Source organism: Streptomyces sp. NBC_01235, assembly GCF_035989285.1.
Lineage (GTDB): Bacteria > Actinomycetota > Actinomycetes > Streptomycetales > Streptomycetaceae > Streptomyces.
The window spans coordinates 10,428,788-10,441,730 of record NZ_CP108513.1 but is presented as its reverse complement, the minus strand read 5'-3'; the positions used below and the strand labels follow the sequence as shown (position 1 = coordinate 10,441,730).

The 12,943-nt window shown below is 71.0% G+C and carries 12 protein-coding genes; 1 reads left to right on the top strand and 11 read right to left on the bottom strand.

Annotation, left to right across the window (positions count from 1 at the left end):
* Positions 1-86: 86 nt before the first annotated feature.
* The 11 genes from OG289_RS46830 to OG289_RS46780 all read right to left on the bottom strand — a co-directional run bounded on the left by OG289_RS46830 (position 87) and on the right by OG289_RS46780 (position 11,516).
* Entirely contained in the window at positions 87-407 is a 321-nt protein-coding gene (locus OG289_RS46830) for a DUF6191 domain-containing protein (protein WP_327320115.1), read from the bottom strand.
* A 32-nt stretch (positions 408-439) separates the two neighbouring features.
* A complete protein-coding gene (locus OG289_RS46825) occupies positions 440-1,264 on the bottom strand; it encodes an SAM-dependent methyltransferase (RefSeq protein WP_327320114.1) in 825 nt (274 codons plus the stop codon).
* Between the two features lie 156 nt (positions 1,265-1,420).
* Positions 1,421-2,527, bottom strand: coding sequence for an NAD(P)/FAD-dependent oxidoreductase (locus OG289_RS46820; protein ID WP_327320113.1), 1,107 nt, complete (start codon positions 2,525-2,527; stop codon positions 1,421-1,423).
* A gap of 146 nt (positions 2,528-2,673) precedes the next feature.
* Positions 2,674-3,051: a fic family toxin-antitoxin system, toxin component gene (locus tag OG289_RS46815; RefSeq protein WP_327320112.1), complete on the bottom strand. Its 378-nt coding sequence runs from the start codon at positions 3,049-3,051 to the stop codon at positions 2,674-2,676.
* Positions 3,051-3,290 (bottom strand): hypothetical protein, encoded by a 240-nt coding sequence (locus tag OG289_RS46810; protein WP_327320111.1) that lies wholly within the window; start codon positions 3,288-3,290, stop codon positions 3,051-3,053. The genes OG289_RS46815 and OG289_RS46810 overlap by 1 nt, the downstream gene beginning before the upstream one ends.
* A 145-nt stretch (positions 3,291-3,435) precedes the next feature.
* Positions 3,436-3,909 carry a carboxymuconolactone decarboxylase family protein gene (locus OG289_RS46805; RefSeq protein ID WP_327320110.1) on the bottom strand — a complete coding sequence of 158 codons (474 nt, stop codon included), beginning with the start codon at positions 3,907-3,909 and terminating at the stop codon, positions 3,436-3,438.
* 106 nt (positions 3,910-4,015) lie between these two features.
* Positions 4,016-6,190 carry a glycoside hydrolase family 127 protein gene (locus OG289_RS46800; protein WP_327320109.1) on the bottom strand — a complete coding sequence of 725 codons (2,175 nt, stop codon included), beginning with the start codon at positions 6,188-6,190 and terminating at the stop codon, positions 4,016-4,018.
* A 165-nt stretch (positions 6,191-6,355) separates the two neighbouring features.
* Positions 6,356-8,299, bottom strand: a complete 1,944-nt coding sequence (locus OG289_RS46795; protein WP_327320108.1) for a glycoside hydrolase family 127 protein — start codon at positions 8,297-8,299, stop codon at positions 6,356-6,358.
* 25 nt (positions 8,300-8,324) lie between these two features.
* Positions 8,325-9,146, bottom strand: coding sequence for a carbohydrate ABC transporter permease (locus tag OG289_RS46790; RefSeq protein WP_327321013.1), 822 nt, complete (start codon positions 9,144-9,146; stop codon positions 8,325-8,327).
* 23 nt (positions 9,147-9,169) lie between these two features.
* Positions 9,170-10,132, bottom strand: a complete 963-nt coding sequence (locus tag OG289_RS46785) for a carbohydrate ABC transporter permease (protein WP_327320107.1) — start codon at positions 10,130-10,132, stop codon at positions 9,170-9,172.
* A 67-nt stretch (positions 10,133-10,199) separates the two neighbouring features.
* The gene (locus OG289_RS46780) at positions 10,200-11,516 is read right to left on the bottom strand and encodes an ABC transporter substrate-binding protein (RefSeq protein ID WP_327320106.1); all 1,317 of its coding nucleotides are present in this window, start codon (positions 11,514-11,516) and stop codon (positions 10,200-10,202) included.
* 216 nt (positions 11,517-11,732) lie between these two features.
* Here OG289_RS46780 and OG289_RS46775 point away from each other — a divergent pair, with 216 nt between their 5' ends.
* On the top strand, positions 11,733-12,761 hold the full coding sequence (locus OG289_RS46775) for a LacI family DNA-binding transcriptional regulator (RefSeq protein ID WP_327320105.1): 1,029 nt from the start codon (positions 11,733-11,735) through the stop codon (positions 12,759-12,761).
* Positions 12,762-12,943 lie beyond the last annotated feature (182 nt).

The window sequence follows — 12,943 nt, the reverse complement described above, 5'->3', positions numbered from 1 at the left end:
GGTTCGCCGGGGCTCATGTGGCTGGGCTCATGTGGCTGGGCTGTTGCGCCGGAACCCGAGTCTGAGCCCGGCCCGCCGCGTCACGGCTACCGGTCGGCGCGGGGCATCCGAACGACCGCGAATCCTTCCTCCAGGTCCACCGTCGTCCGGTGCGGCGGCGCGCCGTCCTCCTCGTCGTCGCGCATCACCAGTGCGGACTGGCGCTCCTTCAGTTCACTCTGCTTCCCCGGCGAGAAGCTCGCATGGAGCTGCTCGAACCCGGTCGCCGATATCTGGCCCTGCCGGACGCTGTTCCGCCAGGGCAGCCATCCGGCCCGCCCGGCACGGAGGAGCAGTTGGTCGGCGAAGGCCACGGCGGTGAGCAGAATGACCAGCCCGGGCAAGGTCACGAAGACGGCGAATCCCATGCGCCCAGTATCCGAGCCGGGGCCCGGTGCGGCTACTGCTTGCGCCCCACGCCGCAGTAGGCGTCGACAGCGCCGGTGAAGTTGGCCGAATCATCGGGGTTCGGACGCCACTTCGGCACCTGGACGATCCCCGGTTCCACCAGTTCCAGGCCCTCGAAGAAGCCGCCGATCTCCTCGATGCCGCGCACGTAGTAGGGTACGGCGCCGCTCGCGTTGTACGCCTCCGACGCGGCGATCATGCCTTCGCTGGTGGCCGTGCTGTCGCTGATGACCAGGTGGCTCCCCGAGGGCAGCCCGGCCATGAGCCGCCGGACGAGGTCGCGCGCCTGCTCGTAGTCGCCGACATGGCCCAGCGTGTTGAGGATCATCAGGGCGACCGGCTGGGATAAGTCGAGGGTGCCCGCGGCGGCTGCCAGGACGGCTTCCGGGTCGTACAGGTCCGCGTCCAGATAGGCGGTCTTGCCTTCCGGCGTGCTCGTCAGCAGGGCGTTCGCGTGGGCGAGTACGACGGGGTCGTTGTCGACGTAGACGATCCGGGCGTCCGGGGCGACGCGCTGGGCCACTTGGTGGGTGTTGTCGGCGGTGGGCAGGCCGGTGCCCACGTCCAGGAACTGGCGGATGCCCTGCTCGCCGGCCAGATGGCGCACCGCGCGCCCCAGGAAGTGCCGGCTGGTGACCGCGACGTCGACAAGGCCGGGGAAGATCTCCTTGATGTGGTCCCCTATCTCGCGGTCGACCTCGTAGTTGTCCTTGCCTCCGACGAAGTAGTTCCAGAACCTGGCCGAGTGCGGCTTGGACGTGTCGATCCGGCCGGGTGTTCCGGCGGTCTCGGTGGTCTGGGAGATGGAGTCCGACACAGCAAAGCCTCCTGCACAGGTACGTTGGTGATCAGAGGCCCAACCTAGGCGAACTTTCTTTCGGTTCAGGGCAGTTGAGAGCGCTTGCTAAACCCCCGCGTGCCGTTTCGGCCAAAAGCGGCCGCAGGCGACGGGAGCGCCCGACCGATGGGTGCGTCAGGTGGCGGTGTACCCGAGTTGGCGCCTCATGTACGGGGTCATGAGGGTCTTCGCCTTGGCCAGCACGGAGGTGCGACCGCCGAGCACCGCGCTCTCACCGCCCGGCACGGGCAGCACGGTCACTCCGTCGGCCGGGCCGAAGGGCACGATCAGCGGGGTGCGCTGGATCGGCCGGTAGAGGCGGGGCTCCCTGCGGTGCCTGCCGGAGTTCTGCAGGTGGACGCGGATGTTGTGGGCGGCGAGGTCGGCCTGGGCGAGCGCGGCGGGGGTGATCTTGAGCTCGGTGGCGTCGTTCACGTCGCCGACGGCGAACACGTCCGGCCGCCCACCGACCCGGAGCCGCCGGTCGACCTTGACGTGCCCGGCGGCGTTCAGCCAGTCGCCGTGTCCGGCCAGGCGCAGCCAGAGCGTGTTGGGCGTGGTGCCCGTGGCCCAGAAGGAGAGGTCGGCGTCGATGATGTCGCCGCGCGCGTCGCGGTAGGTGCCGAAGTCGTTGCCGGGGGACATGAACGAGTCGAGGCGGACCTGCACGTCGTGGGACTCCAGCCAGGCCAGCGCCTTGCGCCCGGCCCGCTCGCTGCCGGTGGAGTGCAGCAGCGTCGTCCCCGCGTGGGCGAGCGTGACCCGGGCGTCCGGCCGGGCCAGGCGGATCTCCGCGCTGAGTTCGACGCCGGAGGGCCCGCCGCCGACGACGAGGACGTGCTCGGCGGCGGCGACCCTGCGCTGGTGGCCGGCGAAGGACTTGAGGGTCTCCTCGGTGGTGGTGCCGGTGAAGCGGGCCGGTTCGGGGTAGTCGGCTCCGGTGGCGATCACCACCACGTCGTAGGGGAGTCGCTCCCCCGTCGCCAGCGCGACCTGCCGCTCGGCGGTGTCGATGCGGATCGCCTTGCCCACGACCACCCGGCCGTCGCGCAGCAGTCGGTCGTACGGGATGAAGGGGGTGACCGACCAGTCCGGGCGGACGCCGGCGCGCAGCGAGGCGATGCGGTGGAAGAAGACCTCCTTGCGGTCCACCAGCGTGACCCGCGCCGTCGCGTCCAGTCGTTTGGCCAGCCGGACGCCCGCGTAGCCGCCGCCGATCACCACTACGTCGCCGTCGCGCACGCGCGTCTCCTGTGCATGGGGGGAATGCGAGCGGCGGTGTGTGGGCTTCCTCGGCCACTCGAACTGCCGACGAGCGTAGCGCTTGAAACCTAAAGTTCACGTGTGGTCATGTGGACGTTCCGTGAAGCCATGGGGGCTGAGGCGGCTCAGGTGGTTCGCGGCCAGCCGCGCAGGAGGGCGGCGATTCCCGCGGCCGTGCAGGCGGGGTCCCGCAGCAGGTCGCGCAGGGCCACCGCGTCCTCGCGGGCGGGCTTCACCGGGATCCCGGAGGCCTCCAGGTACATCACGCCCGTGGCCGCGGCGACGGCCATGTTGGAACGGTCGAGCCAGCGGCAGCGGCCGAGTACGTGCACGAGGGCGGCGGCGCGGGCGTAGGGACCGTCGTAGATGGGCTGTTCGAGCAGTTCGGCGCGGTGGCAGGCGACCGCCGCCACCGGCACGCCGTAGTCGTCGGGGGCCGGATCCGCCGCGCCCGCGATCTCCGCGACCTGCAGGATCCAGGGGACGTCGATGTGGAGGTCCATCAGGCGGCGTGCGCGCCCGGGGCGTGCCGGTCGGCGTCCTCGGCCTCGTCGAAGACGCCCTGGTGCTCGTCGAGGAAGCGCCGGGCCGCGTCCAGGCCGCGCTGACGCAGTCCGTCGACGTCCTCCCGCACGAGGGCGGCGATGTAGTCGCCGAGGGGCAGGCCGCGGTCCCTGGCCCGGGCCCTGGCCAGCTCCGCGATCTCGTCGTCGACGCGCGCACCCAACTGTGTCTTCGCCATACGCAGACGGTAACAGCTGTTACCAACGGGCGGGAGGCCTTGAAGCGCGAAGGCGGCTCGCCCGTCCCCGTGGACCGGTGACCGGGTGAGCCGCCTTCCGCTCCCGTCCTCCTACGGCGTTCGTGAGGCCGGCCGGCGTCGCCTCTCAGCCGAACTGGCCCGGCTGATAGTCGCCGGCGGGCTGCTGGATGATGACGTTCAGGCGGTTGTAGGCGTTGATGATCGCGATGAGCGCCACCAGGGCGGTGAGCTGCTCCTCGTCGTAGTACTTGGCGGCGTTCGCCCAGACCTCGTCGGGGACGCCGCCGGCCGCGTCGGCGATACGGGTGCCCTGCTCCGTCAGCTCCAGGGCGGCCCGCTCGGCGTCGGTGAACACCGTGGCCTCGCGCCAGGCCGCGACCAGATTGAGGCGTACCGAGGTCTCCCCGGCGTGTATGGCGTCCTTGGTGTGCATGTCGGTGCAGAAGCCGCAGCCGTTGATCTGGCTGGCCCGCAGCAGCACCAGATTCCCGGTCGCGGTCGGCAGTGTCGAGTCCGTGACGGCCTTGCCCGCAGCGCCGAAGTGCTTCACGAGGGTGGCCGCGAGGGGGTTGCCGTAGAAGTTGAGACGCGCTTCCATGATGATCTCCTTGCCGTGTGGACGCTTACACAGCACTGACGGAACGCTCCGGCGGAATGTGACAGGCGGCCGAGCCGGACGGACGTGACGTGCGTCTCACTCGGGATCAGCGTCTCGGGCCGGCGCCGGCGGCCGCCGCGACGACGCGGTCGCGTTCGGTCCGGGTGAACAGGCCGTCGGACAGCCACGCGTCGGCAAGGGTGCGGACCGCTTCCACGAAACGGGCCGAGCTCGCGAACGGCGCCTGCGCCCAGAGGACGTCGAGGAAGGTCAGGCGGTCACCGCGGGCACGGTTCGGTACGCCCGAGTCGGTCGTACCGAACACGACGACCGGCTCCGCGCGCCTGAAATAGGCGTGGTAGCGGGTGTCGTCCGCCAGGTGGAACGGGGCCAGGGTCAGGCCGTGCGTGGTGAAGTGCAGGGGACGGCCCTCGGGGCGGACCGCGTCGGCCAGGTCGCCCCGCAGCGTGAAGTCCTTGTAGAAGGAGAACCGCCGGAAGTCCGTCGACGGGCTCCGCGCCACCAGCAGCACCGGCCCGTAGAACAGCGACTGGACGGTGGGGTCGTCCAGCGCCCGTTCGATGCGCAGGCGGTAGGGGGCGGTGACCGTGACCCGGTCGCCGCGCTGCCAGCTTCTGCTCAGGGTGAGGTAGCTGCCGGGCACCGCCCGGACCCGCTGCCGGACCCCGTTGACGGTGACGGTGAATCCTGCCGTGGCCCAGGACGGAACCCGGAGCTTCAGGTCGAGCGGGCCGCCGCCCTCACGGAACGTCAGCGTGCGGACCCCCTCGGCCGGGTAGGCGCTCGTCTGCTCGATGACGAGCCCCCGCTCCGGCCAGCGCAGGGTCGAGGCGATGTAGAGGTTGACGTACAGCGCGTCGCCGCCCGCGGAACGGAAGTAGACCGAGTCCTGGTACTTGGTGTGGTTCTCCATGCCGGTGCCGCCGCAGCAGGTGCCGGTGTTGTCGTACTCGCGCACCACCCCCGGCCCCATGCCGACGAAGTAGGTGACCTCCGGGCTGTCCGTGCTGGGCGCGTCCCGGCGAGAGGCCAGGATGTGGTTCGTCAGACCCCGCTCGTAGTAGTCCATGTAGGCGGGGGTCGGCTCGTGGAAGAACAACTGCCGGCTCAACTTGAGCATGTTGTACGTGGCACAGGTCTCGGCGTTGTTGTCGCCCAGGGTGGCCGCGATGGCGCCCCGGGCCCGGAACATCTCGCCCTGGCCCGTGCCGCCCAGGCTGTACGTCCGGGGGCCCGCGACCATGCCCCAGAAGTTGCGGGCCGCCGCCGCGTACTCCTCGTACCCCGTATGGTCGAACAGCCGCACATAGCCGGTGAACTGGGGGATGTGCTGGTTGGCGTGCCTGCCCTCCAGGATGTCCCGGTCACCGGCGCAGGCGTCCAGCAGCGCGGTGTTGTCGAAGCAGCGGGCGGCGGCGAGATGCTCCGCGCGTCCGGTGAGGGCGTACAGGTCCGCCAGCACCTCGTTCATCCCGCCGTACTCACCGGCGATGTAGATCGACCACATGCGCTCCAGCTGCTCCTTGGGCAGCCGGCCGAGCCGGCTGTGCACCCAGTCGCCCATCTTCGAGGCGATGGCGAGGGCCTGCGCGTTCCCGGCCAGGGTGTACGCGTCGAGGAGACCGCGCATGATCTTGTGGCAGGTGTAGTAGGGCGCCCAGATGGTGGGGTAGGTCGTGTAGCTCTCCAGCAGGATGAACTGGGTCTCCGGGTAGGCCGCCAGGTAGCCGGGGTGGCTCGGTTTCGGCGAGCCGTGCTCGGCCAGCGCCTGCTGGCACTCGCCGAGCGCGGCCACGAGGTGGTCGAGCTTGGTCTTCAGCGCGGCCTCGCGTGTGTCCGCGTACGCCTGGGAGACGAGGGTCAGGAAGTGGCCGCCGTAGTGGCCGCGCAGGTTGCCGTCGGAGGTCTCCCAGCCGCCCGGCGGCAGGGCGCCTCGGGTGTCGAGCCCGGCGTTGGCCCGGAAGACCGCCAGGATGCGATCGGCGGGGTACGCCCGGGCGTAGTCGAGCATCAGGTCCCGCTTGCGGCGGAAGACGCCGTCGCCGAGGGTCACCTGGTCCAGTGGGAACGGTTGTACCGCCCAGGTCGGCGGAACGGGTGCCGGGGCCGCGGTGGTCGGGAGCGAGGTCGACGTGACCGTGGGCTGCGCGGCCACGGTGGCGGCACGGGCAGCCGCCGGGGTCGCGTGCAGGAGCGGGACGGCGGCCGCGGTCCCGGCGGCCAGCCTCAACAGGTGGCGGCGAGTGGGGGGTTGGGACATGCTCGGTCTCCGATCGTGGGGGCGTCGGTCGGCATGGACGGTTGTGCTCGTGCCCCGGCCCTCACCCGGGGTCGGCGGTCACGGTGCCGGTGGCCGTGGCGCGGTGGGTGGTGCCTGTCGCGGTTCCCTTCAGTTCGAATGTCCCCGGCCCGGCATACCGGTCGGTTACCTCCCGGGGGGTGCGGTCGGCGGTGGGGACGTCGTCGGCAGCCACACGCGCATCGTCGAGGGCCCTCGGTTCGCCCAGGAGTGGTAGGGCACCAGGACGATGCCGGCGGGCTCGGCGGCGGGCTCGGCGGCCCGGTCGAGCGGCTGATACGGCCAGGGGGCCTCGGGCGGTTCTCCTTGTTCGGTGGCGAGTTCACCGGGGGCCACTACGGTCCCGTCCGGCCCGTCCTGCGGCTCGGCGGACGGATCCACCCGTACGACGTCGACCTCGTGGCCGTCCGGCAGGTCCACGGACTCGGCGCAGTACACCAGCGGCCCGCGCTGGACGGCAAGGGTGCCGCGTACGGCGTCGATGCGCGGGTCGGGCCCGATCCAGCGCGGCGCCATGGGCAGTTCGAGCCGGATCTCCTCCCCGGGCCGGAAGAGCCGGGTCACCGTGACCGTGCCCGGGGTGACGGCACGGTGTACGCCGTCGGGGTCGACGAGCCGTGCGGTGGCGCCCTCGGTCCACGCGGGGACGCGCAGCGACAGGGTCCACGGGCGGTCCGGGGACCGGACGATCCGTACCGTCACGCTCCCGCCCGAGGGGTAGTCGGTGCGTACGCTCAGCGCGACGCGGTGGCCGCCGGTGAGGGAGGTGGTGATCTCGGCGTCGGCGTACTGGTGCAGTTGGATGCCGTGGTCGTCCGTCGTCGCCAGGTACGCGGGAAGCAGCGCCAGGGTGCGGGCGACGTTGGTCGGGCAGCAGGACACCGCGAACCAGGGGGCGCGCAGGCCCGACTCGGCGCGCGGGCTCTCTGCGTCGGCGGGCGGTACGGTGCCGCGGCGTCGCCGGTGCAGGGTGTTGGCGTAGAAGAAGGCCCTGCCGTCCTCGGACGGCGAGGTCGCGACCACGTTGAACAGGGTCCGCTCCGCCAGGTCGGCGAAGCGTGGCTCGCCGGTGGCGAGCAGCAGCCGCCAGCTGAGCATCACGGAGGCGACCGCTGCGCAGGTCTCCGAGTAGGCGCGGTCCGGCGGGAGGACGAAGTCGTCGCCGAAGGACTCGTCCCGGTGGTGCGAGCCCATGCCGCCGGTCAGGTGGGTGCGGCGGGCGACGGTCGCCTCCCACTGCCGTACGACGGCGGCGAGCAGCTCCTCGTCGCCGGTCTCCACGGCGACGTCGACGGCGCCGGCCGCGAGGTAGAGGGCGCGCACGGCGTGGCCGCGCAGCACCGTGGCCTGCCGGACGGGCAGGTCGTCCTGGTAGTAGGCGCGGCCGAACTCGGGGTCGGCGAGGGTGCCGCGGCCGCGGCGCTCGACGAACAGGGCGGCCTGGTCGAGGTAGCGCTGCTCCCCCGTCGCCCTGGCCAGTTCGACCAGGGCCGTCTCGATCTCCGGGTGCCCGCAGACCCGTTCGATGCCGCCCCGGCCGAGGGTGGCGCAGACATGATCAGCGGCGCGCTGGGCGATCTTCGCCAGCTCACCGTCGCCTTCGGTACGGATCTGGGCCACGCCCGCCTGGATCAAGTGCCCGTAGCAGTACAGCTCGTGGCCCCATTCGAGGTCGCTGTAGCGGGGCTGCTGACCGGGGCGGCCGAAGGCGGTGTTCAGATAGCCGTCCGGTTCCTGGGCGGCGGCGATGGACTGTGTGAGCATGGGATCGAGGCCGTGTCCGGTCTCCCAGACCATGGCTTCGAGGAGCTTGTAGACGTCGGAGTCGGCGAACTCACGGCCCCGCCGGTCCCGTTGGATCCTGCCCTCGACGGCGGCCCGGAAGTTGCCGATCCAGCCGACGCGTTCCATCCAGTCGCGGCAGTGGGCGAGTGTGGCGGTGGCGTTGATCTCCCGGCGCCGGGCCCAGAAGCCTCCGGTGATCCTGACCTCGTCCAGGCCCAGCGGGTGCAACCGCCCCTCGGTCGGTGCTACGGGCAGCAACGTCGACAACTCTCTTTTCTCGCTCACCAGTTGATGCCTCTCATCCGGTTCGTCAGCCCTTGAGCGCGCCCGACATGAAGCCCCGCACGTAGTGCCGTTGCAGGAGCAGGAAGAGGAGCAGGCAGGGTACGGCGAGGACCACCACCCCGGCCTCGGTGGCGCCGTAGTCGACGGCGCCCATGCTCTGCTGGCGCAGGTTCGCGACGGCCAGCGGCAGGGGTGCCTTCTCGCTGTCCGAGATGAGGATCAGCGGCGCGATGAAGTCGTTCCATGCGGCGAGGAAGGCGAAGAGCCCCACGGTGATCAGCCCCGGCCGCACCGCCGGAAGGAGCACCCGGCGCAGGGCGCCCGCCGTGCCGCAGCCGTCGACGAGCGCCGACTCCTCCAGCTCGCGCGGGACCGCCTCGAAGGAGATCCGCATCATGAAGGTGGCGAACGGCAGTTGGAACATGGCCAGCACCAGGCTCAGCCCGAACAGCGAGTTCTGCAGATGAAGCCTGCCGAGCAGCACGTAGAGCGGGATGAGGAGGGTGGCGTACGGGACCATGAGGATGGCCAGCGTCAGCAGGAACAGCAGGTTCTTGCCCGGGAAGTCGAAGCGGGCGAAGGCGTAGCCGCCGAGCAGGGAGACTCCGAGGGTCAGTGCGACGGTGAGCGCGGAGACGACGGTGCTGTTGCCGAGGTAGCGCCACAGGCCGGCGTCGTAGTCGAGCAGCGTGCGGTAGTTGCCGAGGCCGTGGCCGGACTCCTGCGCCGTGCCGGGCTGGGCGCTGACCGAGGCCCAGGCGTTCCACAGCAGGGGGAAGAGGAAGATGACGGCCAGTCCGCCGGCGACGACGTAGTGGGGCGTCCGGCCGAGGGCGCGGGTGAGCACCGGTGTCTCCTTTCGCGAGCGGGTCATGACTCGTCGGCGCGGCGCAGGCCACGGAACTGCAGGACGTTCAGCAGGAGCAGTGCGGCCAGCACGACGATCGACAGGGCTGCCGCGGTGCCGAGGTTCAGCCGCTGGAAGGCCTCGCGGTAGATCAACTGCACGACGGTGACGGTGCTGTTGTCGGGTCCGCCCTTGGTGAGGACGAAGAACTGGTCGAAGGCGAGCAGTGATCCGGTCACGCAGAGGAGGAGGGACAGGGCGAGGGACGGACGCAACAGCGGGAGGGTGATGGACCGGAAGATCTGGCCGCGGTTCGCGCCGTCCATCCGGGCCGCCTCGTACACCTCGTGGGGGATGCGCTGGAGGCCGACGAGCAGGATCAGCATGTAGAAACCGGCGAACTTCCACACGACGAGGAACACCGTCGACAGCAGGGCGGAGGTCGGCGTGCCGAGGAAGGACACCGGGTCGTCGACGAGGCCGAGTTTCTCCAGGGTGCGGCTGAGCGGGCCGGTGGTGGGGCTGTACAGGCCCCAGAAGAGCAGGGATGCCGAGGCCAGGCCCAGGGCGCCGGGCAGGAAGTAGACCGTACGGAAGAAGCCGGCGCCGGGGCGGGACTCCTGCACGAGCAGCGCGAGAAGGAGGGCCAGACCCAGCAGGACGACGGTGACGGTCACGGTGTAGAGGAGCGTGAAGCGGACGGCGGGCCAGAACAGGGGGCTGTCGGTGACGTCGGTGTAGTTCTCGGGGGCGTTGGCGCCCTGGTCGCCCGCGAGCAGCGGCCAGTCGCTGAGCGACATCTGCCCGACGAGGAGGAGGGGCAGCAGGAAGAAGACGGCGACGAACAGGGCCGTGGGAGCGGCGTACCCGAGGCCCTGGACCTTGCGGGAGCGCCACAGGGGCGCGGCTGTTCGGGGTCGGCGGGCCGGACGTGCCGCCGGGGGCCGGTGCTCGGCGGTCGCTCGGTCGGGCGCCTTCACCTGCATGGCTCTCCTCTGCCGGGTGACGTGGGAGGGGTCGTGCCGGGGTCCGGTGCGTCCGGTGCCGTGCCGTTCAGTCGGCCAGCGAGGCGGTGACGGCCTTGTTGTCCTTCTCGACGGACGTTCCGTCGCCGAACACGGCGTCGCGCATCAGGGACAGCCAGGGGCCGTTGGGGTCGTTGAAGGTCTGGCCGAACTTCAGCGCGTACGGGGTGCGGCCGTCCGCCACGAGCTGATTGATCGTGACCAGGCGCGGGTCCGCCGCGGAGTACTTGTTGGACGCGAGGTCGGTGCGCGCCACGACGTCCTTGTGGGCGGCGACCACGTTCACCTGTGCGTCGTCGCCCAGGGACCATGCGAGGAAGTTCCAGGCCTGGTCGGCCTTCTTGCTGGTGGCGGAGATGCCGATGGCGTCGCCGCCGACGAAGGTGGACTTCCCGCCGTCGGGGCCGGGGATGGGCGCGACGCCGAGGTCCAGGTTCTTGGGCATCAGGCCCAGGGTGGTCGACGGCATGGGCATGACGCCGACCTTCCCCTTCGGGAAGACGCCGGTCCAGGTGGTGCCGGTCTCGTCGCGGGCGCCGGGGGCCACGATGTCGTCCTTCACCCACCCCCGGTAGGTGCTGTAGACCTTCTTCGCGGTGGCCGAGTCGAGCTTCGCCTCGGTGCCCTCCGCGTTCAGCACGTCCGCTCCCCCGGCCCAGATGGACGGCCACCAGGTGAAGACGCCGCAGCCACCGCAGTTGCCGCCGAAGAAGGTGCCGTCGACGCCGCCGCCCAGCGCGTCCACGGCCCGCGCCTGACGGTCCCACTCGGCCAGGGTGGTGGGCGGCTTCGCGGGGTCGAGCTTCGCCCGCCGGTAGAGCTCCTTGTTGTAGAAGAGCACCGACAGGTCGAGCGTGTGCGGGACGACGTACTTCTTGCCCTCGTACGTGCCTGCCTTGATGTGCGACTGGGCCAGCTTGTCGGCGAAGGGCAGTGCGTCGACGCGCTCGGTGAGGTCGGCGAAGAGCCTGCTGGTGGTGTAGTTCGGCACGAACACCACGTCGGAGGCGAAGAGGTCGGGGAGGTCGCGGGAGCCGGCGGCCGCGCCGACCTTGGCCTGGTAGTCGTCGGTCGGGATGACGGTCAGTTCGATCTTGTTCTTGTGGTTCGCGTTGTAGGCCTTGACCAGTGCCTCGCTCTGCGGCCGGGTCGCGGCGCGGGTCCACATCGTCAGCGTGGCGCCGTCGTCGACGCCCTTGGCCTCCGCGGCCTTGCCTTCTCCCCCGCCGTCCGAGCCGCCGTCCCCCGACCCGCAGGCCGTGACCAGGCTCGCGGCGGCGAGGAGCGCGACGACGCCGGTGGCGAGCCGGCGGATGGGTCTACGTGGTCCGGTCGTGCTCCCCATGACGTCCCCCTGAGTGTGGGTTCTGCGACGAAAAGGAACCGAAAAGGCTTTCTGAAAGCTAGGACTCGGCTCACGACCCGTCAATCCCCTTGCAGAGAACGGCTGTACGAGCTGCAGCACGAGCTTCGCCGAAACCTGTGAAAACGTCCTGGACGCACCCCGGCCGAAACTTCTCGCGTACGGTTTACGCACGCGACGCGAGACAGGAGAACATCCATGACACCGGCCGTCGGCCCCTCTCGTTCGCATCCCGCCACACTCAGCGACGTCGCCCGGCTGGCCGGCGTGTCCATCGCCACCGCGTCCAAAGCCCTCAACGGCCGCAGTCAGGTGCGGGCCGAGACCCGGCAGCGGGTGATCGAGGCGGCCGAGCGGCTGGCCTTCCGGCCGAACCAGCTGGCCCGCGGTCTGCTCGTCGGACGGTCGGGCACCGTCGGTCTGCTCACCAGCGACCTGGAGGGCCGGTTCAGCATCCCGATCCTCATGGGCGCCGAGGACGCCTTCGGGGCGGGCGAGGTCGCCGTCTTCCTGTGCGACGCGCGCGGGGACGCGATCCGCGAGCAGCACCATGTGCGCGCGCTGCTCGGGCGCCGCGTGGACGGTCTCATCGTGGTCGGCAGCCGGACCGACCCGCGCCCGTCGCTGGGCCGTGAGCTGCCCGTCCCCGTGGTCTACGCGTACGCGCCGTCGGACGATCCGGCGGATCTGTCCATCGTCCCCGACAGCGTCGACGCCGGCCGGATCGCGGTGGAGCACCTGCTGGCCTGCGGCCGCACCCGGATCGCGCACATCACCGGCGACCCGGGATACCTCGCGGCACGGGAGCGGGCCGAGGGCGCCCGGGCCGCGCTCGCCGACGCCGGGCTGGCCCTGGTCGGCGAGCCGCGGTTCGGGGCCTGGTCGGAGGGCTGGGGGCGGGCGGCCACCGCGCTGCTGCTCGACCGGCATCGGGAAGTCGACGCCGTGCTGTGCGGCAGCGACCAGATCGCCCGGGGGGCCATGGAAGTCCTGCGCGAGCGCGGGCACCGGGTGCCGGAGGACGTGGCGGTCATGGGCTTCGACAACTGGCAGGTCCTGACCACCGCCTCGCGCCCGCCGCTCACCAGCGTCGACATGAACCTGGAACAGGTCGGACGGGCGGCGGCCCACGCCCTGTTCACCGCGATCGGCGGGGTACGGCGCTCGGGGATCGAGACCGTGCGCTGCCGCGTGATCATCCGGGGGTCGACGGCGCCGCTGTCCTGAGCCGCGTCGTCCTGAACGTCACCGTCGGCGAACTCGGGCCTCGGTGCTCTCTCGCGCTCTCTCTTGACACCTCATCAGCTCGCTCCTACGTTGCGAAAACCTTTTAGGTGAGTTTCCCCGCACATATGTCAGGCACATGACATCGTCCGCTGCCTGCTGCCCGCTGCCCGCTTGCCCTCAAC